Below are 22837 nucleotides of genomic sequence, written 5' to 3' on the forward strand. Positions count from 1 at the left end.
AGGGGTTGCGATCTTCATATGACAGACTCGTTACAGGAATGTCATAGAAAGTACCCACCTTTGCCCCGAAGGTCGATGGTACTTCCAACACAGGCAGGTCTCCTGACTTCCGGATCATGGCACTTGGCAGCGGCAGATGTCGACCCTCAGTTCTGCAGTTTCGTCAGACTGAGTCGCTGTAATGCTGCAACGCCGTGGCAACCTTCCCATCTCCCGCTTCTATCTCCCGTTTTCCATACCGCGCAAGACACCTACAGATCAGCGTGGACTTGGTTTTGGAGGTTGAAGCTTAAAGACAGTGGCTTATGCCGTCACTCCCCGGTTACAGTGGCGGGACCGTCCAGGACTTGCACCTGGTTCCCTATTATCCCACTTGGGGCGCCTAGTTGGCGCTTATTTACTTGTCCTCCAAAACTATACCCTAAGTGTACGAAACGCGCAAGGAGGGGTTTTTGATCTGGGTTCTCACCGATCATGCGCGAATCCGGTCTGGCTTCGCGCCGCCGTCGCGACTCGGTCTACCTCAGGAGTGACTTCTGGTAGTCGGAGAATACCTGCTCATTGTGGTTCGGGGGCGCCTCGGCCACGTTGGGTGACACAAACACCGAAAGCTTGTGCCCTCTCTCCACGAGCTTTCTCGCGGTCTCAGAGAGCAGGGACATGGTTATCGCCACTGCGGCGAGGGTTGACCCCGCTCCCACAGGCTCGATCTGCCCCTCGATGCGTACGAGGGCGTCCTCGAGGGGCACGCAGTTGTCGATCATCACGTCAGCGATATCGCCAAGCTTGTGACCGCTTGAGTGTATGGCCCTGGCCGACCTCTGGTTGTCGCCCGAGGTCACGGCAACGACGGAGAGCCCACGGTCTTTGGCGTAGAGCGCTGCTTCAACGGGAGCAGCGTTCACGCCGCCGTGGGAATACACCAGCATCACGTCACCCGCTCTGAACTCGAAGCTCTTCAGGAAGTTAGCCACATATCCCTCGCGCCGCTCGATCCACAGAAGCTCCGGGGCGCCGCCCGGGCCTATTACGTTAAACCACATAAGCCTAGGATCCATGAGCGGATGGACCCCTACGAAGCTCCCGTAGCGAGGGAATATGTCGAGAACTGGTATCACCGAGTGTCCACTGCCGAACACATGGACGAGGCCGCCGGAGGCTATCGCGCGCGCCATAAGCTCCGAGGCCTTCATGATAGTGTCACGTTGCGTGTTGTGGATCCTCTGCAGCACGTCGGTCGCCCGATCCATATAATCGACCCTGTTCGACTTGCCTGACATCTGCTGTACCCCCTTACACCCTTTCATCAGTGGCGCAGAATGTGTCTAGCGCTATCTTCGCTGCTCCTACTACCCCTGCCGCTGGTCCCAATGCAGCTGGCCCTACTCTCACGGCCGCGGCGGCCGCTGGCTGCGCGAGACCTGACACGCAGTTGAGAATCTCTTTGAACAGGTCATCATGGCGGCAGTACTCAAGCCCCACGCCGCCCCCTATTACCACGACATCGGGGTTAAGAGTGCTCACGATATTGGCCACTCCCATCCCAACGTATCTGGCAGCCTGCATGAGAACACAGGCGGCGTGCTCGTCCCCTGCCTCGTATGCAGAGAACAGCTGCCGTGCGTCGGAATACTCTGGCGTCGCAGGTTTGCAGCTACTGCCCAAGCCAGGCCCGCTCCTAGCTCTGGTGTTCGCGATCCTCACTATGCCTGGCCCTGCGCACATCGCCTCGAAGTGAGGGGTTCTGCGCTCCAAGGCCTCGCACACGGCGTCTGGATCAAGCGCGAACCATCCCACTCCGCCCGGCATTCCCGACGCTCCCCGGAACAACCGCCCGTTCAGTATCAAGCCCGCCCCCACGCCCGTGCCGATGATCAGGAATACCACATTCTCCTTGCCAGCAGCAGCTCCAATCCACGCTTCACCAGCAACGGCGGCGTTGCCGTCGAAGTCCATGGCTATCTGCTCCCTGCCCAGTAGCCCTTTCAGAGCGTCCACGAGCCCGAAACCCCGGAACCCGGGGATATTGGGCGCCCACACCACTTCTCGCCGCGTACTATCGAGCACCGCGGGGATGCCTATGCCAACCGGGAGCGTGGCGCGGCGCCGCATCCCGTCCGGGCGGACGCCGATGCCCATGGCCTGTTCCTCCGCAGACCGAATCAGGCCCGCTACCTGTTCCGTAGTGACGTTCGGATCTGCCTCCGAGGATGCTATGAGTGCTCGTGCGCGGCTCAGCATGTTGCCGTGAGAGTCCACCACACCTGCTGCGATTTTAGTGCCACCTATGTCAACGCCGACAGCCAGATCCGTCGCCATAGCCTTTGTGATCACTCCTTGACTCCTGACATGGTGATGCCTCGGACATAGTACCTCTGAAGGGATGCGAAAATGGCCATAACAGGGAGTATACCCAAGGTCAGGCCGGCCAGCACCAGGTGGGCATTCCTGTTGGGGTCAAACGAGGTCTCCAGCATCTTCAGTCCCACCGTGAGGGTAGAGAGTTCAGGCGCGGAGGTCGCCACCACCAGAGGCCAGAAGAGGTTGTTCCATTGGGAGATGAAGGTGTATATGCCCACGGTGACAAGGGCAGGCCTGGTGGCTGGCATTATGATGCTCCAGAGTATCCGGGCCTCTGAGGCCCCGTCTATCCTTGCGGCGTCGATTATACTATCCGGAATCCCAATCATGAACTGCCTCATCAGGAACACTCCCCAGGCGCTCACGGCAAACGGGAGTATGAGGGCCAAACGCGAATGAAGCAGGCCTCCGCCTCCCTGACCAAGCCAGTTGTTGCCCCCCGCAAAGGGCATGTGTCTCATCATGTAGTACACAGGTATTATGAAGAGGAACGAAGGCAGCATCATGGTTGCGAGAATGCCCCTGAAGATCAGATCGCGCCCGGGGAAACTGTACTTCGACAGGGCAAACCCCGCCATTGCGCTGGTGATGACCACAGATACGCTTATCCCTCCCGCCACGATGAAACTGTTGAGGTAGTACCTCCCGAGCGGAACCTCTGTTACGGCGGCCTTGAAGTTGCGCCACTGTGGCACTTTGGGAACCCATACAGGCGGCGCCGCCACCAACTCCGCGCGGGTCTTCAGTGCGGAAAGGGCAAGCCATGCAAAGGGGAGAACCATTGTGGCCGCAAGGAGCACCAGAAGTATGGTCCCTACCAGAGTCGGCTTACTGTATCGGTCCACAGGCAACACCCCCGAAAGATCAATAGCTCTCCACCCCGCCGCGCCCGAACGCACGGAGTTGCAGGAGGGAAATCCCCATCACGATGAAGAACAGGACGTACGCCATGGCAGACGCGCGTCCCATCTTCATGTACTCGAACGCAGTCTGATACATGTGCACCACCAGGGTCATCGTGCTGTTGACAGGGCCGCCGGCCTTGCCGAGAGTGGGAGCGGTCATGGCCACGATGAAGTCGAATACCTGCCAGGCTACGATCGTGTCGGTCACGAACACGAAGAGCAAGGCGATACTCAGAGGCACGCTCGTGACCACGAACACCAGGGTGTTCAGCAGTGTCTTCAGGAATACCGGATCCTCTCGGAATATGTGGGCGTAGTTGCCGAGCCCAACTGACTCCGCCCTAAATGGCGGAGTAAGCATGTTCCACTCGCGAAAGCTCAGATACAGGGAGCTAATAACCGGGAATATGAGGAACACGGCATAGAAGATCAGAGTAGGCAGGAGAAAGAGCCATGCCGCCTTTGTGCGTGATCTCACGTGGCGCCACCTCTCATTTCAGGAGCTCAGATCATCCTCGAATCCCCGAGAGGGGGCCAGCGGCCGCCTGATGGATTTGGAGCGCCTCGGCCGCTGGTCGTCTGGTCGTTCGAGCATCACTTGTAGTACTTGGCCAGGATGGAGTTGATCTGTGCTGCTGCAGAGTCGAGAGCCGACTTAGCGTCTTTCTTCCCATACCAGGCCGCCATGATCTCGTTCATGAGTATGATCTTGATCTCCGCGCCCTGCGCCACATTGGGCTCAGCAATGGAGTTCTTCAGTTCTTGCACGAAGGTGGATGTGTACTGGTCATTCAGTTCCTTCGGGTGATTCTCTAGGTCGATCTTCCGGCTTGGCATGGCTCCCACGCCCTGAACCAGATAATCACCCATGCGAGTGGTCTGATTCGGCCCCTGTACCTGGGCCGTCATCCAGGTGAGGAAATCCCAGGCTTCCTTCTTGTGCTGGCTGTCCTTCCCCACCCCGGCGAACCATGTGTAAAGGGCGGTTGCGGGCTTCTTCATCACGGGAATCGGGGCAACGCCCACGTCGGAATAGCGCTCACCCATCGTCGTCTTGAGGTTATTCTCATCCCAAGGCGCCATTATCATCATGGCTATGTTGCCGTTCGGGAAATCCCAAACGCTCCCGTTCACATCGCTGCCTTTCTCTCGGAACAGCCTCAGTTGGGCTTCGAGCGCCTGCACGCCCTCTGGGGAGTTAAACAGGGCCTTCTTGAAGTCGGCGCTGAGGAATTCCCCACCGTTCGACCAGAGCATGGCCAGGAACGGGTGGACCACCGCCGACTCCCATCCCGCCAGGAACGTGAACCCGTACTGCCTTATATTCCCCTTGCCGTCGAACTTGGTAAGCTTCTTGGCCATCTCCACTAGCTGATCCCATGTCTTCGGGGGCTCGGTGAACCCGCCTTCCTTGAGGAGCCGCTTGTTGTACACCAGGCAGTAGTTGTCTATCTCAGTCGGGATGCCCCGGATCTCGCCGTCAACCGTTGCGCCGTTCACAGCCACCGGCACGTAGTTCTTTCGAACGTCCTCCCTGATAGCTGCCGGAGGAGTGTCGAGTATCCCGGAGCGTACAAGCTCAACGCCCCATAGGGAGTACACATGGTATATGTCGGACGGCCGTCCGGAAACTGCGTCTATCTGTATCTTCTTCAGGTAGTCCTCAAAGGGCGTGACTTCCTTTGCAATCTCGATTTCGGGATGGAGCCTCTCATAGAGCTCTATGTATTGGTCAAGCCCTTCACGGTTGAAGTCAGTGTGGATGGACATGACAAGCTTGATCCTCTCACCGGCGAACACCGACGGAACGCATGTCGCCAGGAACATTAGGGAAACGAGAATGACGCTCAGCCATCTCTTCACTACTTGGCGCCCCCAATCAAATTGTGGTTCACTCACCCAATTACACTCCGACAGGGCATTTTCAGGCGCCGGCGCTTGCCGCTCCTCCACATCACCCCCACGGTCACCATGACCTCGAGCTTCTCGGAACCGCCACCATATCCCTACATATCAGGCGCTTGGAGTTCGACATCTAGGACGTACTTGTCGCCGCGCAGGATCGATTCTACGTATTCCACCGGGCGATTGTCTGGCAGATACGCAAGCCTCTTGACGGCGAACGCCGGAGAGCCCTCCGGCACGTCCAGAATTCCGGCTTCCGGCTCGCTCACACTCACCGCGCAGTATGATTCCTTCCCACGGAACGGGCAGAGCTCGAAATCCTCTGCGAGTATCCTGTACAGAGATCCTTCCAGCATATCGCCCTTCTCCGCAAGGGTGGGCGCCAGTGCAAGTGGAACATATGAGGTTTGGACTGCAAGAGCCCCCCCATCGGCTATCCTAAGACGCCGGATCAGTGTCACCTCGTCGCCTTCGCGTATGCCCAGAGCCTCGGCCACCATCCGCCTAGCTGGCACGACATCGATCTCCAGCACAGTGGTTGATGGCGCCATGCCCTTCTGCAGCATCTCGTCGTTGAAGCTGATCAGCCTGTTGAGCTTCCTATTGACCTTTGGCTGGCACACGAAAGTGCCCTTGCCTTGTATCCTGTAGAGCGCGCCCTCTGAAACGAGCTTCTTCACGGCCTGCTTCACGGTGATGCTGCTGACCGCGAAATTCCGGCTCAGTTCAGCCTCGGTAGGTATCTGATTGCCCGGAAGGTAGGCGCCGTTCTCGATGCGTTCACGCAGGGCGTCATATATCTGGCAGTACAGCGGTATCCTGCTCTCCCGCGACATAGTTGTAACCATCATGATCATCCTCCGAAAGCTCATGCAGTGCCTCATACCTTATATCGATATAATATTATATTCTATATGGATACGGGTTTCCCTTCTTTGAGTGAGACATGTGGGCCTTGAAATTCGCCGCCGCCCTGAGATCTCCTGCCGAGAGTCGGGGCGCACGGCGGTGGAGCGCACGGCGGCGAGGCGGCGCGGAGCCGTGGGGTCGTGGGGCATGCGCCGTCTCCGATCATGCCAGCCATCTACTTGGTAGGCCGATCCTTCAATGCGCTCTCCAGCACGTCCGCGACGTAGTCGATCTCATCCGATGAGAGGCTGTTATGGAACGGTATCGCGACGCTGGTGCGGCCTGCTTCTTCTGTTGCCGGGAACTCGCCGCCTTCATACCCAAACATGTCCCTATAGAAAGGCTGCAGGTGGATGGGTGTGAAGTATGGCCGGCAGCCAATCTCCGCCTTCTGGAACCGCTCCATGACGTGGTTTCTGACTCTCTCCTGCATCACGTGGGTTCTCTCGTCCCACCCCACGCGTATGACATACACGAACCAGCTCATCCTGGTGACCTCCGGCGCAACATACGGCAAACGCACGCCCGGGATACCGGAGAGCCTCTCCTTGTACATGTCGGCCACCCGGGCCCTTCTGGTGACGATTTCTTCAATCCGCCTAAGCTGCGTGACACCGAGAGCAGCCGACATCTCATCCATGCGGTAGTTGAACCCCAGCCGCTCGTGGGCAAGCCACACCCCTGCCTCACCTCGCCCCTGATTGCGCATGCTGCGGCAGAGGAACGCCACGTGCTCATCGTCGGTCACGATCATGCCGCCTTCACCCGTGGTGATCTGCTTGTTAGGGTAGAAGGCGAACACGGCCGCGTCGGCGAAATCCGGCCCGCCAGCTCTCTTGCCCTTGTACTCCGAGCCCAACGACTCACAGGAGTCCTCTATGAAAACAAGGCCATGGCGGTTCGCCATATCGCGGATCACATCCAGCTTAGCCGGCTGGCCAAAGGCATCGACAGCGAGGATCGCCTTGGTCTTGGGCGTGATCGCAGCCTCGATCAGATCGGGGTTGATGTTGGCCGTGTCGGGCTCGATATCTACAAACACCGGCTTTGCCCGCTCATACAGGATGCAGTTGCTAGACGCAATGAAGCTGAACGGGGTTGTGATCACCTCATCGCCATCGGCTATGCCGAACGAGCGAATAAGGAGGTGCAGGCCGCTCGTGCCGCTATTGACGGCTATTCCACACCGACGCTGAGTAAAGGACGCGCTTGATTCCTCAAATTCCACCAATTTCGGGCCAAGCGCGAGTGTGTACGATCTCAAAACGTCATTGACTGCGCCGATGTCGCTTGCCGATAGATCGGGGCGTGCGAGATCAACTCTCATTGATGTCCCTCCGAACGCGTTTTCATCTCAGGTGAATCACCTGCCTAGACATGAAACCTCGAGAAGACCCTTGGCGCGCCCCCGCAGGCGTACCCGCAGGCCTACCCGCAGGCATGCCCAAGGGCCACTGTGCGCACTGTGGCAAGTGGGCATGTTGCCAACGTGCAGCAATGTAGATAGTATTATGCGTTGGCGCCACGATCACCTTCAATCCTGATAGATGTCACATGAATCTGGGGGCTTGTCACGGCGGGCGTCGGCAACTTGCCTTGCAGCAACACCAGAACAGGAGGCTGCAGTATGTCCGCAGATGTGCGCGTGATGCGCCGAGACGAGCACTGCATCAGTACCTGGAGAAGCGGCGAAACGCCTATGATCAGCCATGGGCTAGCAACAGACTTCAACCTGATGCTGGCTGTAGGTTGGGCGGGACGTCTGACCCATATCGTCCTCGCGCCCGGAGAGCACCTTACTTGGCGACCGGAAGACACCGCGCAACGTGCCCTGGCCTACTGCTGGCAGGTGCAAGCTACATTCTCGCCGCCTAATGCATCAACGTGCAGCCTAGGAGCCGGAGATCTGCTGTGGGCGGCGCCCGACATAGCGCGTCTGGGGCCAAGTGAACTTCTCGATTGTCATTCATATAATGTCGACGAATCCAGCAATGAGACGAGCTCAATGTCGATGGAATCGACGTTGAGACACCCGCGATGTCGATGAATCCGGCATTGAAGCCATGCGAACGTGCGCCACGGCGAGATTGGAGGCAGGAAGCTTTCCCGGCGAGAGTTATGGCATAATGTGCCACAGGCCAGTCCGTGCTAGACGCATTTTCAAGAATGGCCCGGGCGCGTCAGGGAATTCGCGCGAACCTCGACTGATGGAGCCGGACCGTGAATGTCTACGGAATGGACACTGACTCCACGGTCAATGTCCAATTGAGTCGCATTGAGCGCGCGACACTGCTGGTTTGGTCGACATTGAGCGCCCGCGTTATCCGGAGAGTCACCCGCTCCGCTTGGAGACCCGCAGCACTCCTTATACCTCTTGCCGCTACCGCAGGGGCACGGTTGTTTCGACCTACCTTCACTTGCGGCCTAACTGCATCCAGCGGCCGTAGATGACACAGCAACCTGTCAGTCTGTGTCAGCACACTGTCACTTCTACGCCAGTGTCTCTCAGGCCGACGAGCGTCTCATCGCCAATGCCCTTATCAGTCAGGATCATGTCAAGGTCGGCGACACCGCACACAAAGGAAAGCCCGATCCTCTCGAACTTGGAGTGGTCGACCGCCAGGATCACGCGATGCCCAGCTCTCATCATAAGGCGCTTGATGGGGACTTCCTCCGGGTTGCTGTTCATGACGCCTTTAGCCGCGTCTACAGCATCGGCGCCCAGAAACACTTTGTCCACAGACAGCTGCCTCAGCATCTCCTCTGCGTATGGTCCAACGGTAGAGAATATGCCTGGCCGAATGCTGCCGCCGATGAGAAGCACTGAGATAGACGGGGTTTTGCTCAGGCTCGTGGCGATCACCAGATCGTTGGTGACTACAGTGAGATCACGCTTGCTCCTGAGAAGGGCAGCTATCTGGAATGTGGTGGAACCGGAATCCAGCACAATGGTCTCGCCGTCTTCAACCATGCCTGCGGCGGTCAGTCCGATCCGTCGTTTCTCCTCCACATTCACCCGGGCCTTGATCTCGTACCCCGGCTCGGATGCGGTGCTCTCCCTGGCGGAGACGGCGCCTCCGTGGGCCTTGATCACCCTTCCCTGCGAGGCGAGGTACGCGATATCCCGCCGTATCGTCATCGTAGATACGTTCATCGTCTCGCTCAGATCGGCCACGGCCGCTGAGCCGTGTTCGCTAATGAGCTGCATTATCCTGCTACGCCGTTCCTCAGCAAGCATTGCGAATCGCCGCCTCGCCATTACTACTCCGGATGGTCTTCTGGCTAGTATCAGGGCTGCAATTTCGACTGGCGCCCTGGCTGGCATCCTGAACAGTGCCCTGACCGGAAACCAAGTGCAGCATGCTTTGGTGAAGCACGCAATTGGCAGCCAGGACTTGCTTCCCGCCTACCCTGAAGGGGCCGCCGGCGAAGTTCGTCACAACGCCGCCCGCCTCCCCCACAATCACCGCCCCCGCTGCCATGTCCCACGGGGCAAGACCAGGCTCCCAGTACGCATCGAATCTTCCGCACGCAACATACGCAAGATCCAGGGAGGCCACACCGAATCTGCGGACCTCCTGAACTAATGGGATGACACGAGCGAATACGTCCATATTGTTGTTTCGGCAGTCCGCCATGTCGTAGGGAAAACCCGTAGCTACTAGCGCTTGAGCCATGGCTGACGTTGACGACACGTGTATTCTACTGCCGTTTAGGAACGCGCCGCGCCCCGAAGCCGCACTGTAGAGCTCCCCTGACACAGGTGAGTATACCACGCCCACTGCCGGCAAACCATCAACGAACAGGCCTATCGATACCGCGAAGAACGGCAGCCCGTGGGCGTAGTTGGTGGTTCCGTCCAGGGGATCGATGAACCACTCACACACCGCTCCGGGCCCCTGTCCCTCAATTTGCCCCTGCTCCTCGGCACAGATGGAATGGCTCGGAAACTCCGACCGTATGGCCAACAGTATGAGGCCTTCCGAGGCCTTGTCGGCGTCGGTCACCATATCTCGTTCACCCTTGAACTGCACAGTCCGGCGAGTCCCGATCATCGCTGTGAGCAGGTCTCCAGCGCTTCGGGCCGCGTCGCGTGCGACGTCGAGTGCTTTGCCCAGTGTTCTTTCGTCGATCAAACCTGTCTCACCTGCCTCTGCGCCGCCATCAGGCGTCCTGCTGACGCAGCATTGTCCTAAAAAGCACCACTACTATGCCCAGCACCACCAGAAGAAGCACCCACGACAACGCTGCAGCTTCAGCCAGGTTCAAGCCCGTGAATGTGCGCTTGTAAATGTAGTAGCTTATCACATCAGTAGCCACGCCAGGTCCGCCCTTAGTCATCACGTAGATCAGATCGTAGGTCCGGAAGGCAAATATGAGACGTATGAGGAGCGCTGTGACGATTACTGGGGACATCAGGGGAATCGTGATGCGGAACAGCGTCTGCACCGGACTAGCGCCATCTATCTTCGCAGCCTCGAACGGCTCCTTCGGAAGCGACACCAAGCCGGCTAGAAGCACCAGAATCATGAACGACACCTGTTGCCATATGTCTACCATCAGAATCGACCATATCGCCCCTCTTGGAGATCCGAGCCAGTCTATGGGGCGCCATCCCATAGCGGATATCAGGTAGTTCACAATACCCAGATCAGCGTGGAGAAGCATCTTCCATATGAGCCCTACTGCCACAGGAGACATGACCATTGGAATAGTAAGTATGGTATAGAAGACCGCTTTGAACTTGATATCGCGGCTCAGGAGCAGCGCAATCGAGAACCCCAGGACAGATTCGAGGGTGACCACAAAAAGCGCGAACTTGATAGTAACCCACAGCGAGTTCCAGAAGTACTCGTTGCTGAGGGCGCTCACGTAGTTCCTGATCCCCGCGAATGAGCCAAGCCGCGGCGATATGAACGTATAGTTCGAAAAACTGACAATAAGCGAAAACAGCAGCGGCACGGCGACAACTGCAGTAAGGATGATTAGCGTTGGAAGTATAAACGTCAATCCCCTGAGCCTAATCTGCCGCGCTCGATAGCTTCTGTAAGTGTTCATCACCGCAAGCAGCCTCCGCAATAGATTGAGTGTCGACCAGTTTGTGGGCGGGGAGCCGGCTGTGCGCCGACCCCCGCTCCTGATCGCCCGCGTGTTCTGGACTATGTACTGTGCGCTACTTCATTTTTGACTGCCGCGCCAGAGCATCCAGCTCCTTAGCAGCGCTGTCGAGAGCCGCCTTTATCTCCTTCTGCCCAGATGCTGCCAATGATAGCTCTCGACCCATTACTTCGATCATCTGTGCCGAGTATTGGAACTCCGGTACGGGGCGGGCATTCTCCAATATATCGAGGACCTGTGGATACCACGGATAGTTTCTGACGACTTCCTTGTCAGTGAACATGCTTCGCTTCGTAGGAGCGCCTCCTAGAAGCGCTCTCTTCCTTGCAGTCTCCTGCGACTCAACCCACTTGATGAACCGCCATGCCTCTTCCTTACGGGTCCCGTTGTGCGCGATAGCCCATCCCCAACCCCCGTTTAGGCCTATTCCGCCAGGCATCGCAGCTATGGCTACCTTGCCGGCGACCTTGGACTTGGAAGGATCGTTCAGCTGCGGCAGCATCCAATTGTAGCTTATCATTGAGAAGGCGCGACCTTGGGACATGACCCTGAACGCGTCGTCGAGGTTGAATGAAAGCGCTCCCTGCGGCGCACCGTGCTTGACGTTGTCGATGTACAGCTCTGTCGCCTTGATTGCCTCGGGCCTGTTCACTGTGGAATGCCAGCTCTTGTCGTAGTAGCTTCCACCACAGCTGAACAGGTAGTTAGACCACTCCATGACTATGGGATCGCCGCGTTGCGCCTGCATGGCCGATCCAGACACGCCGGCGTTCTTCTGCATGAACTTGCACAACGTCACATACTCTGCAACAGTAGTCGGAGCCAGCATCGGAGCCTTGTATTCGGCTTCAAATGCCTTCTGCAGTTTCGGATCCGACATGAGGTCAGTCCGATAGACTATGCACATTGCATAGTTGTACATTGGCAGCATGTACAACTTGCCGTCGTAGTAGCCGACCATGTCGACCATCGAGGGCACATAATCGGAGATATCGAACTTGTCTCGGCTTATGTACTTGTCCAGCGGTTCCAGCCACCTGGCCGCCGGGAATTCACCCGCCCAATAGTTGTCGACCTGAATCACATCGTAATGCGACTCAGGACTCATGAACTGAGTTACCAGCTTGGCATGCATGTCTCCATACTGCACGATCTCGAATTCCACGCCGATGCCCGTTGCTTTCTCGAATTCGGGCAATAGGGTTTCAATGATTCTGGTTTCGGGAACATCCTCCATCAGCATGACGAGGGCAACTTTGGGTGCGGCTGCCTGAACCCCGCTCGCAAGCATGACGGCAAGAATCAGACACACAGCAAGCAGCGATCTTCTCAATTGGATCTCCCCCTTCAGTGTTCTGTGGACACGTGTTCGCCTGACCATTCATCCGCTCAACCATGCAACACCAGATGAATGCGCCAATAGCCGGCACATCACCTCCGGATCCTACTTGATCGCTCCGAACGACAATCCTCTCACCAGGTACTTTTGCAGAGACAATGCGATGATTATCATGGGGACAATGCCTATTGTGGTAGCGGCGGCGAGTTTCCCTATGAGCACTCCCCTCTGTGTCTGCATCGCGGCTATGGCTACAGGTATTGTACCTGTCTTGCTTCCGGTCAGAATCAGCGCGAACAGAAACTCGTTCCAGCAGAGTATGAAGCTCAATACCGCAGCCGACATGATGCCAGGCGCCGAAATGGGGAATATGACATCGAAGAATGCTTGGAAAGGAGTACACCCGTCTATCATCGCCGCTTCTTCGAGTTCTATGGGAATTCCCTGGAAGAATCCCATCAGAAGCCACAGGAGAACCGGCAGGTTGAATGCAAGGTACGCAAGCGTGATTCCCTGTATGGTATTGACCATTCGGAGTCGCGTATAGATCGCAAAGATGGGCAGGATGAGCACAATGCCGGGAAGCATCTGCGTTCCTAGAACAGCAAACTGCAGCGTTCGCCCTCCCGAGCCATATCTGGCGAACCCATAACCGCCTAATGCGGCTATCGGGGTAGCGAGGGCAGTGGACAGCAGCGCAATCACAAGGCTGTTTCTCAGATGCACATCGAAGTGGCTGACTTTGAACAGCTCAATGTAGTTCTGGAGTGTTGGCTGAAATACCAGCCGAGGCGGTATTTCGTACGCCATCACATCAGGCGCGAGTGAAGTCCGCACGACCCACAAGATGGGCAGTAGAATCGCAAGCGAGAACACGCTCAAAGCCAAATAGGTTCCGACATCTGCCCATACCTTGGCGCGTCTGGCTTTCATGGGCGCCACCCCCCCCGCTAGGCTACTGAACACAGTTGCCATCTCAGACGTAGTCTCATCAGTGGGAACAAGTTCCACCGGTCACGTTTATGCCCTGCCCCGTCATGAAATCGGCGTCATCGGAAGCCAGGAACAGCACGACCCGGGCCACATCCTCGGGCTGACAGAGTCGTCCGAGTGGGGTCTGCCTGATGTAGTCCGCTCGAACCTCTTCGGATGACATGCCCCTCAGCTTGCCTTCCCATACGACCTCGCGGTCCTGCATGCTGGTGGCCACGAACCCCGGGCACACCGCGTTAACATTGATGTTGTACTGCGCTGCCTCGCGCGCGAACGCCTGCGTGAAACCGAGCACCGCGAATTTGGATGCTGAGTAGTGGGCCAGGAAAGGAGCGCCGATCTTAGACGCCATGGACGCCGTATTGACTATCTTGCCGCCGCCCTGAGCGATCATCGCTGGAAGCGCCGCCTTCGAACACAGGAACACTCCTTTGGCGTTGACGTTCATGTTGAAGTCCCATTCCTCTTCGGTGAGATCGAGCACACTGGCCATGCTTGACACCCCAGCGTTGTTGGCAAGCACGTCGATCCTGCCCAGACTTGCGACAACCCCATTGATGACCTCATTCACATGACCCGCCCGGGTGACATCCATGACCTGCCCCTCGGCTCGGCCCCCACTCTTGACGATCACGGCCACCATATCGTCAAGAGCGCCCCGGTTGATATCAGTACAAACGACGTATGCCCCCTCGGACGCAAACGCCTCCGAAATCGCCTTTCCAATACCTGAAGCGGCGCCCGTCACCAGAACGTTCTTCCCCTCAAACCTTCTCAAACAGACCACCCTCTCATTAGCTGCCTTCCATTGCCGCGAGGCGCTATGCGAAGCGCAATGCCGGACGCGCTCTCACGAGACTCCCGCAAGGTCTCGGAAGTCCTGCTTCAGATGACGGTACAAATTGCGGTACACATCGAAGTAAGCCATATATGTCTCGTGCTTCGCCATGTCGGGTTCCATTAGGGTTCGGTCGGGTATGTACGCGAGGATGTCGTCCCATGACCCAAACGCGCCGATGCCCATTCCAGCAACGAATGCCGCTCCCAACGATGATCCTGGATGGTGCGTGATGTACTCAACAGGCGAGCCCACGGCATCGGTCACAATCTGCCGCCACAGAACGCTTTTCGCCCCGCCGTTGCTCATGAAGAAACGCTTCGGGTTGAGCCCCATGTCCTGGAATACTCGGATGTGGTCCATGAACCCGTAGCCCACGGCTTCGAGGATAGCCCGGTATATGTGCGCAGCCGTGTGGTAGGTGGACAGGCCGAAAAACACCCCCCTGGCCAGCGGATCCATGAGCGGCGTCTTCTCTCCCACGAAATACGGCAATACCACGAGTCCTTCGGAACCGGCAGGTATCCCAGCAGCCAACTCATCGAGGCATGCGTAGAAGTTGTGGCCCTCCGATTCGCTCTTCTCCCTCTCTTCACGGAAGAAGCTGTTCACGAACCATTTGACAAGCGAACCCGAGGAGGCCATGCACCCGTTGGGCAGGAACTTGCCGGGGATCAGATGGTAATCGATGAAGACCCGCCGATCATACTTGAGCGCGCCGCTGCAGGCGAGTATGTCGCCAGCCCCTCCTAACTTGATGAGCACGTCCCCATCGCTTCTGACTCCGGATGAAAATGCGGACGCCACATGATCGCCGGACCCTATTGTCACAATCACATCGTCGCCAAGGCCCACCTCGTCAGCCACGCTTTTCAGCATCGGACCGACGATCTGTCCGGGCGACATCACCGCCGGCAGCATGTCCCTGTGGATGCGGGCAGCATCAAGTGTGGCTGGAATCCACTCCTCCAACCTGACATCGAACATGCCGCTCTCGAGTGCCCAGTTGCGTTCCAGCGTGAGTCGGCCCGTCAGGCGGTAGGTTATGTAGTCGTACGACCCGACGATGTGTCTGGCAGCCCCAAACACATCGGGTTCATGCTTTTGCAGCCAGAGGAGCTTGGGCGGGATTGTCTGCTGGTTAATCCCGCCCCCGGTCAGCTTGAACACCTCTTGCTCGTCAAGAGCATCGCGCAGATGCGCAATCTCGTCATGGGTCCGGGCATCATTCTGCTGAATCGAACGGCGCAGGGGATTGCCACGCTCGTCCAGAAGGATCAGGGCAGGAACCATACCGCTGACCGCGAGAGCCCTCACCTTTCTCCCGTCCGCCGAGGCAAGCATCGCCAGTCTCCTCAGGACATCCAGGGTCCCGTCCCACCAGATCCCCGGATCCTCCTCGGCCCATCCGGCCTGCAGAGAAATGAGATCGTGTTCCCGTGACGCATCGCCAACTAGTCGGCCCTGGTCGTCAATGAGGACGCCCTTCACCGATGTGGTGCCTATGTCGATACCTATCAGCAGCATTGGTCAATCGCACCCCTAACCTGGGTTTTACTCTCGCGCAGCCTTCATGAAGGCGATCACTCGTTCTACGTCGACAGAATTCCACGTGCAACCGTCCTTCTTGAGCGCTGTACCTACAATGGCGCCGTCTGCAATACTGAGAATCCGCTGGACGTTCTCCTGTCGAACCCCGGTGTTAGCAATAACCGGAGTGTCTGGAACAGCTCTCTTCGCCAGTTCCAGATTCTCCTCATCCACCGATACGCCCGTCATCGGGCCCGACACGCACACTGCGTCCGCAAGCGACGAGAAGACCACGCTCTTCGCCAGGGGCCCTATTGAGCGCTCACCTATGGGAGCAGCGAATTCCGCGTTTATTACGAAAAACAGTTTCACGTCGTCAGCGCCCACGTGCTTCCTGTAGCGCACCGCATCGGCGCAAGCGGTGTTCCAAAGCCCCATATCGCTCGCGTAGGCCCCTGTGAACACTTCTCTTACGAACCGCGCTTCCGTAGCCTTTGCAAGGGCGATGGCGCCGATCGGGTCCCACAGGATATCCACCCCGAACGGGATGGACAAATGCTCCGTAGCTCTGGACACCACGCTCGCCATAACCGCCAGCGACTCGGGTCGGGTCCCCACGTAGTACGGCCTGTCGCCTTCATTGCAGAACATGATCGCGTCCGCGCCCCCCTTCTCCAGCGCGGCCACATCTGCCTTGACCCACTTCAATATCCCGGCGACGCCAACGGAGGCATCATACAGCGGTGAGCCTGGCATGGGCGGGAAATGGGCCATAGCGATCACGGGTTTTTCAACGTTGAAGATGTCTTTCAGCCGGAAACTCATGAGAGACCCCTCCATAGCCGACCACGAGAAACGTGGTCGATTATTATTGCACCGATCTGTGATGGTCTGTGGCAGGATCATGCAGCCCATTGCCAAGTTGTCGCTCCCACCGCGTCCAGAACCGACCCGCCCCTGCGCCATTCGTACGATTCTCCTCAGCCGCCTCGGGCCATGCTCACAGGCGACCTATTGCCGCAGTCCGGACCGAACGTGGTAAACTCTCCTAGACAAGAAAATGATGCCGGCAAAAGCCGCAAGCGAGATGTAGACTAGAACCGCAGAAATCGCGCTGGCCATGCGTATGTCATCCATGAGACTGCGGAACAGCAGCAGGGGCAGAGTATTCCAGCCAAACCCCGCAACCATGCTCGTAACCTCAAACTCGCCTATTGAAATGGAGAACACCAAGAGAGCTCCAGACACGATTCCTGGCAACACATTCGGAACAAGCACGTACCTGAAGCGCTGCCACGTATTGGCGCCAAGGCTTTGCGCCGCCTCCGACAGCGTGACTTCGTCTATGGTCTGAAATGTCACCAAGACGTTTCTCAGCATGAACGGGAACCCAATCAGCGCATGCGCGATTATCACCATCCAGATGGTCCCTGTCAGTGCCAGCGGCGCACGGCTGAATCCCTGAAGCAGGGCAACGCCAATGACAAGTGGGGGAATGACCAGGGGCAACACCTGGGCAAGCTGGCTTATGATTTCCTCGCTCCTGCTGCCTCTCTGCATCAGTCGGTTCAGGGAGTATGCGGCGGGAACGCAGAGCGCCACATCTACGGTCACTGCCAGAAGCGCAACACTGAGTGACACCATGGCCCCTGAACGGTATCTGGGATCGCTGATCAGCTTGTGATACCACTTCACGGTCATGCCCTCCGGCAGCAGGTCGTACCATACTGTGCTGAACGAGTAGATGATGGGCATGAGCAAGGGCGCCACGATGAACAGGATGGCCACGGTCATCAGGACCTTCTGAGCGATGCTGCCACGTCTTGACATGACTCTACTCCTCCACCGCAGGCGTCGTCCTCGGCTGACGTTGGCGTCCCAACCTCCTGCCCAGGATACCGAACAGCCACAGAATCAGCGCCGTAGTGGCAGCAAGCATCACCGCAAGCGCGCTGGCCTGAGGTAGATTGTATGATGCCTCAGACGTATGGGAGTATATCTGGAGTGCAAACAAGTTCCTGGCCATTCCTGTCAACGCAACAGCTGTGCCGAAGGCTCCCATCATCCCGGCGAATACGATAGATATGCCCGCCACGAAGCCCGGCGCAAGCACCGGTATTACTATGTATATCCACGTCTGCCACGGCCTTGCACCCGCGTTGCGTGCAGCCTCCACAAGACTGTGATCGAGGTTTCCGAATACAGCAGCCATTGTCAATGCCATCTGTGGCACATTGAAGAAAGAGTATACGAAAAGCAGACCCCGCCAGCTGTACAGATCGAACAACATGAAACCCGAGCTTCCGGAGGTCCTCCGAATCAGCAGATTCACCACGCCGTTGCGTCCGAGCAACACGATGAACGAAAAGGCAACTACAAGGCCGGATAGGGTTAGGGGCAATGAGAGAATGGAGAGCACTATGCTCTTCTGGCGCTCTGGAAGACCACTAGCCACGAATCCAACGAACGTTCCAGCGACCGCTGCAACCAGCGTGCAGACTGTGGAGAACAGCAGGCTATTGCGCATAGCGCTCGCATAGCGTACTGATGTCAACGCGCGTGTATAGTTGCTCGCTGTGTAGGCCAACGACACGTTGTCCACGAAACTGCGACGAATCACCGTAGTTAGCGGATAACCCAGGAATAGCAGAAGAAAACCAGCTGCAGGCATAAGAAAATAGTACTCCTGCCTGAAGGAAAGATGTGCATCCGAATGTGGCAGCGTGCGTATCGGAGATCTGCTCATGGATGATCACCTAGCCTCTCTATCGGAGCGACTGGGGCGCCGCCGCATACATGAACACCGCCGACGCCCCACTGCGCGCATACTGTACCCTACTGCCCGGTCGCCTCCGCCCAAGCCTTGGCCAGGTTTTCGGATATCTCTGCCTCTCGTGCGTAATCAATGAACGCGGCCGCCCTGTACGCAGACGCCGACGGCATCTTCGCCGCTACGGCGTTGGGCATCGCAACGTCCTGTCGAATGGGCAGAACAAACGCCTCAGCATAGAGCTGCTGTCCCGCGTCAGACATGAGAAACTCAAGGAACAACCGAGCCGTATATGGGTGCGGTGCACTCTTGGCTATGACCACTGAGTGTCCTGAGCTCACGGTTCCGTCCTCCGGGATGACCACCCTAGATGGTATTCCCAGCTCATCACTCCACTTCAGAAGGTTGTAATCGACGTTGATGAGGATTCCGACTTCTCCTCGCTGGTACTTGGCCACTGTAACCTTCGGGTCAACTATCGCAACTTGCCCGAGTTTGTGGAGTTTACCCAAGAACTCCGCACCGGCCTTGTAGTTGTAAGGATCCCCGCACATGGCTGTTGACACGGCTTCTACGGTGCAAATGCCTGTTCCCGTCGCTCGGGGGTCCATGTAGCTGATGATTCCTTTGTACTCGGGCCGGGTCAGATCGGACCACTTCGTCGGCACGTTCTTCACCATGCGGGTGTTGACAATCCACCCCATCGTGCCCTTGTAAGCTGCGTTCCACACCGAGCCTGAAGGACCGATCCCTTTCTGACTTGCCGGGATGCTGTCCCATACGGTCACTTTGTAGTCAGCAGTCAAGCCGCGTTCGGCCAGCGAAATTGCAAATGATGGCCTCAGATCCGCAATGTCGTTCTTAGCCGCGTTCTCCTCGCTCATGCGGCTGAGAACCACCGCACTTCCCATATCAATGTCTTGATGCTTGATACCGTACATGCGCTCAAACTCAGCGAAGATTTTCTCGTAGTTCGCCCATGTGTCAGGCATTCCATAGGTGTAAATGACGCCGCCTTCACGTACTGCCTTTGCCTTGAGTTCCTCAATGCGTGATCCTAGTGAAGTCGCTGTGACGCACGAGGTTCTTGCCATCATGGCCAAGCAAAGCACCAGTCCGAAAACGACTGCCATCCTGCTTGTTCGCCTATTCATCGCTGTTGGCGCCTCCTTCTGATTCGTCTCCGCATCTCCGAGTTGAACTGATCGAGAGCTAGATGTCGAATCACGCTCCTGTGGCCGCCTCCGCGTCCTTTCGCCTCGTTCTTTCAGTCATCACCATCCTTTTGAGCATTTCCATGCTCCTGATGCACTCGCCGGCATCACAGGTCGGAACCTCCATCACCAAGGGGGGAATTGCATCCAATCCCGCCAGAGCAACGGCCCATTCACTGCTCTGCCCAGGCACGCGAACGGGGGCCCAATGGCAGTCAATCAACCCATCATTCACGTGAATGTGAGCGTGCTTAATGCGATCGGCTAGGAAAGTGGGATACTCCAGCGGCTTGTTCCCTGCAATGGATGCATGACCGATATCGAGGGCGCATGCCACATCCGGGCCCGCCGCATTGAGAAAGGCAGCCATGTCTGATGGCGTGCAAAGCAGTTCCCACGGAGCGTACAGATTCTCAACAGCCAAAAGGATTCCCATGGTCCTGGCTTCACCCGCCAGTTCGACGATGCTCTCAGAGGCAGCATGTAGGTGCTCGCGCCGCAACCTCGATATTGTTCTGGTGAAGTCCGCCCGGCAGGGGTGACCCTCGGGAGGGAAATCATACCAGTACATCTCGCCCGCATGAATAACAAGAGTGCTCGCCCCAATACTTGCCGCCCAGTGCAGATCGTCCATTGCATAGTCGACCGCGGCCTCGCGCACTCTTGGCGTAAGCGACGCAAGGTTGATGCCGTAGAACCTGGAGTGTACGGAACGGTTGATTTGTGACGGCAGAGCAATTCTGGACAGTATCGGCTCCATCGAGGCCCCTGAATCGTTAGGCGCCTGGACTTCCACCCAACTGAACCCCGCATCCAATAGCTGCTCCGCCCATTCTAGGCATCCATCGAGTTCTTGATGAAGACGGAATCCGAACCTAATGTCATCGCTTGGCAAATTGCTCACCTGCCCTCATCCGGAACTAGCCAGGCGTTCTCAGGAGCGAAAGCCACCCACACACTAGTTCCCGGGGGAAGCTCGCTCAGTCTGGCCGGCTCCACAATCGCCTCAACCTTCGTGTTTCGATTCACGCGCACATGCACTGTTGCTGAGTTACCGTGAAAAGTCACAACCTCCACCAAGCCTTCAAATGAGTTCGAGAACGGCGGTAGGCTCTCCGAAGAGCTCAACACCTTCACATTCTCAGGGCGCACTACAACTGCCGCTCCGCTGCCCTCGATAATGCGCCTTGCACTCCCATTGGACGCATTCGTTAAGCCCGGGCTGACTACTACGCGAGACCCTCCAATGTCCACTTCAAAGGCGCCATCAGCTCGGTGTACTGCCACCTGACCGTGGAAGACAGCTGACGAACCAACAAAGGTCGCCACGAAAAGGGTGCTCGGATGGGCGTACAAGTCTGTGGGCGAGCCCTCTTGTTCAATCCTGCCGTGCCGCATCACCACTACGCGGTCGGAAATCGACAGCGCCTCCTCTTGGTCATGGGTCACGTATATCGTGGCTATTCCAAGTGAGGTCTGGAGCCTTCGAATTTCGGCCCTAAGCTGGACGCGGATCTTCGCATCGAGAGCGGAAAGCGGCTCATCAAGGAGCAGCACTCTTGGCCCTTTGGCAAGGGCTCTAGCCAGCGCTACCCTCTGCCGCTGCCCTCCAGACAGCTGACTGGGATAGCGATTTTCCAATCCCTCTAGCTGCACCATTGCCAGCAGTTGCGTAACCGTATCGTCGACATCCTTGCGAGGTCGGCGAGCTATCATCATCGGAAATGCCACATTCGCAGCAACGGTCATGTGCGGGAACAGTGCGTACGACTGAAAAACCAGCCCCACATCGCGTCTCTCCGGAGAAACCGAAGTCACCTCGGAATCGCCCAGATAGACGGAGCCGGAATCTGGCTGCTCAAGGCCAGCTACCACCCTCAGGGCAGTGCTCTTGCCGCATCCGGATGGGCCAAGAAGAGACACCAACTCTCCATCTGCTACTCGCAGAGAATATCCCGCCAGTGCTTGCACATTTCCATACGCCTTGTTGACCGCATCAAGCTCCAATGCCGCAGTAGAACAGGCCATTCTGCTCCTCCTTTCACATCAAGCATCTCAGGCGTGCAACGGGACAGAACTACCCACGCCTTCATGCGATAGCGAACCTCAGAGGGGTGTCTCGGAAGCACGGATCTCGCGCAGAAGCTGCCATCCCGAAACCACAGCCATGTGTGGCAGCCCGTCCCCATAGTTCATATATGTTCGATTGTGTTCGCTTATGCTATTTGACACCCAACCGGGAACTCCTTCTCCTAATGCGACTATTTCGCCGATATATTTGCTGCGCTGCATAATCTGTATGCTTCAGCCGATTGGCACAGCCTAGAGCCTAGATGGGCTGGCCAAATGCCGCATCGCCGTACGTAACCGTTGCTCATCTATGAGCGGGATTTCGGCATCATGAATAGGTGTCCGACGCGTAGTTATCACAAATGGGCACGTATAAGCTCAATAAGCAACAACTAGCAACACATGGTGAGTGGATCCGGATTCCGCCCGGGAGATAGCCAGCCAACTCCAACACAGTGTACGAGGACGCGGCCATAGGCAACCGCAGGTCTGAGCTGTTGAACGCACAGGGCACTATAGCTCACGTTCCGCATGTAACATATGGCAAGCAGGCATTTGGAGAGTGACCAGCTAAAGGCTTATTTGCTCGCTAGCCGGATGGGCCACATACACCAGTTCCGTCAGATTGTCGGTGAGTTGACTTACCAGTTGCTCGATCACTCGCCCGTTCCAGACCTTATCCGACTCATTCAGGCCGTAAAGGAATCACTTTCCATTCGCAGGCCTGCTAATCGGCTGAAAAAGCCTTCAACCCTGTGCCGTCAGGGTGCCGAATATGGGACACAGACGCATGTGGGACATCGGCGTAAGCTCGGACAAACGTGCCCTCTGGAATGCAAGCGAAGGTCTGTTCATCTGTTCGGGCGACCACAAAATCGTATATGG

At 57.2% G+C, this 22837-nt stretch carries 20 protein-coding genes and 1 riboswitch; all 20 genes read right to left on the reverse strand.

The window, feature by feature from the left end:
* Nucleotides 1–74: 74 nt before the first annotated feature.
* A riboswitch (cobalamin riboswitch) is annotated at nucleotides 75–401 on the reverse strand.
* Between the two features lie 117 nt (nucleotides 402–518).
* The 20 genes from VB144_01510 to VB144_01605 all read right to left on the reverse strand — a co-directional run bounded on the left by VB144_01510 (nucleotide 519) and on the right by VB144_01605 (nucleotide 21910).
* A complete protein-coding gene (locus VB144_01510; GenBank protein ID MEA4882332.1) occupies nucleotides 519–1280 on the reverse strand; it encodes an SIS domain-containing protein in 762 nt (253 codons plus the stop codon).
* Nucleotides 1281–1293: 13 nt separating this feature from the next.
* On the reverse strand, nucleotides 1294–2334 hold the full coding sequence (locus VB144_01515) for an ROK family protein (protein MEA4882333.1): 1041 nt from the start codon (nucleotides 2332–2334) through the stop codon (nucleotides 1294–1296).
* Entirely contained in the window at nucleotides 2331–3206 is an 876-nt protein-coding gene (locus tag VB144_01520) for a carbohydrate ABC transporter permease (GenBank protein MEA4882334.1), read from the reverse strand. Before VB144_01520 ends, VB144_01515 begins: the two co-directional genes overlap by 4 nt.
* Nucleotides 3207–3225: 19 nt before the next feature.
* Complete coding sequence (locus VB144_01525; GenBank protein MEA4882335.1) at nucleotides 3226–3744, reverse strand: hypothetical protein; 519 nt, start codon at nucleotides 3742–3744, stop codon at nucleotides 3226–3228.
* A 116-nt stretch (nucleotides 3745–3860) separates the two neighbouring features.
* A complete protein-coding gene (locus VB144_01530) occupies nucleotides 3861–5129 on the reverse strand; it encodes an ABC transporter substrate-binding protein (protein MEA4882336.1) in 1269 nt (422 codons plus the stop codon).
* Nucleotides 5130–5272: 143 nt separating this feature from the next.
* Nucleotides 5273–6019 carry a GntR family transcriptional regulator gene (locus VB144_01535; GenBank protein ID MEA4882337.1) on the reverse strand — a complete coding sequence of 249 codons (747 nt, stop codon included), beginning with the start codon at nucleotides 6017–6019 and terminating at the stop codon, nucleotides 5273–5275.
* A gap of 236 nt (nucleotides 6020–6255) precedes the next feature.
* Nucleotides 6256–7407 carry a DegT/DnrJ/EryC1/StrS family aminotransferase gene (locus tag VB144_01540; protein MEA4882338.1) on the reverse strand — a complete coding sequence of 384 codons (1152 nt, stop codon included), beginning with the start codon at nucleotides 7405–7407 and terminating at the stop codon, nucleotides 6256–6258.
* A gap of 1146 nt (nucleotides 7408–8553) precedes the next feature.
* Entirely contained in the window at nucleotides 8554–9318 is a 765-nt protein-coding gene (locus VB144_01545; GenBank protein ID MEA4882339.1) for a DeoR/GlpR family DNA-binding transcription regulator, read from the reverse strand.
* Nucleotides 9308–10216, reverse strand: coding sequence for an inositol monophosphatase family protein (locus tag VB144_01550; protein ID MEA4882340.1), 909 nt, complete (start codon nucleotides 10214–10216; stop codon nucleotides 9308–9310). The genes VB144_01545 and VB144_01550 overlap by 11 nt, the downstream gene beginning before the upstream one ends.
* Nucleotides 10217–10244: 28 nt before the next feature.
* The gene (locus VB144_01555) at nucleotides 10245–11138 is read right to left on the reverse strand and encodes a sugar ABC transporter permease (protein MEA4882341.1); all 894 of its coding nucleotides are present in this window, start codon (nucleotides 11136–11138) and stop codon (nucleotides 10245–10247) included.
* A gap of 115 nt (nucleotides 11139–11253) precedes the next feature.
* Entirely contained in the window at nucleotides 11254–12531 is a 1278-nt protein-coding gene (locus tag VB144_01560) for an extracellular solute-binding protein (protein ID MEA4882342.1), read from the reverse strand.
* Nucleotides 12532–12642: 111 nt separating this feature from the next.
* On the reverse strand, nucleotides 12643–13470 hold the full coding sequence (locus VB144_01565; GenBank protein MEA4882343.1) for a carbohydrate ABC transporter permease: 828 nt from the start codon (nucleotides 13468–13470) through the stop codon (nucleotides 12643–12645).
* Nucleotides 13471–13528: 58 nt separating this feature from the next.
* Nucleotides 13529–14317, reverse strand: a complete 789-nt coding sequence (locus VB144_01570; protein ID MEA4882344.1) for an SDR family NAD(P)-dependent oxidoreductase — start codon at nucleotides 14315–14317, stop codon at nucleotides 13529–13531.
* A gap of 63 nt (nucleotides 14318–14380) precedes the next feature.
* The gene (locus VB144_01575; protein MEA4882345.1) at nucleotides 14381–15895 is read right to left on the reverse strand and encodes an FGGY-family carbohydrate kinase; all 1515 of its coding nucleotides are present in this window, start codon (nucleotides 15893–15895) and stop codon (nucleotides 14381–14383) included.
* A gap of 27 nt (nucleotides 15896–15922) precedes the next feature.
* Nucleotides 15923–16723, reverse strand: a complete 801-nt coding sequence (locus tag VB144_01580; GenBank protein MEA4882346.1) for a BtpA/SgcQ family protein — start codon at nucleotides 16721–16723, stop codon at nucleotides 15923–15925.
* Nucleotides 16724–16909: 186 nt separating this feature from the next.
* Nucleotides 16910–17728, reverse strand: coding sequence for an ABC transporter permease (locus tag VB144_01585; GenBank protein ID MEA4882347.1), 819 nt, complete (start codon nucleotides 17726–17728; stop codon nucleotides 16910–16912).
* A 4-nt stretch (nucleotides 17729–17732) separates the two neighbouring features.
* Complete coding sequence (locus VB144_01590) at nucleotides 17733–18569, reverse strand: ABC transporter permease subunit (protein MEA4882348.1); 837 nt, start codon at nucleotides 18567–18569, stop codon at nucleotides 17733–17735.
* Between the two features lie 164 nt (nucleotides 18570–18733).
* On the reverse strand, nucleotides 18734–19822 hold the full coding sequence (locus tag VB144_01595) for an extracellular solute-binding protein (protein ID MEA4882349.1): 1089 nt from the start codon (nucleotides 19820–19822) through the stop codon (nucleotides 18734–18736).
* Between the two features lie 70 nt (nucleotides 19823–19892).
* On the reverse strand, nucleotides 19893–20786 hold the full coding sequence (locus tag VB144_01600; protein MEA4882350.1) for a sugar phosphate isomerase/epimerase family protein: 894 nt from the start codon (nucleotides 20784–20786) through the stop codon (nucleotides 19893–19895).
* Nucleotides 20783–21910 carry an ABC transporter ATP-binding protein gene (locus tag VB144_01605; protein ID MEA4882351.1) on the reverse strand — a complete coding sequence of 376 codons (1128 nt, stop codon included), beginning with the start codon at nucleotides 21908–21910 and terminating at the stop codon, nucleotides 20783–20785. The genes VB144_01600 and VB144_01605 overlap by 4 nt, the downstream gene beginning before the upstream one ends.
* Nucleotides 21911–22837 lie beyond the last annotated feature (927 nt).

It is taken from the genome of Clostridia bacterium (assembly GCA_034926675.1).
In the GTDB taxonomy this organism is placed as follows: Bacteria; Bacillota; DTU025; order DTU025; family DTU025; genus JAYFQW01.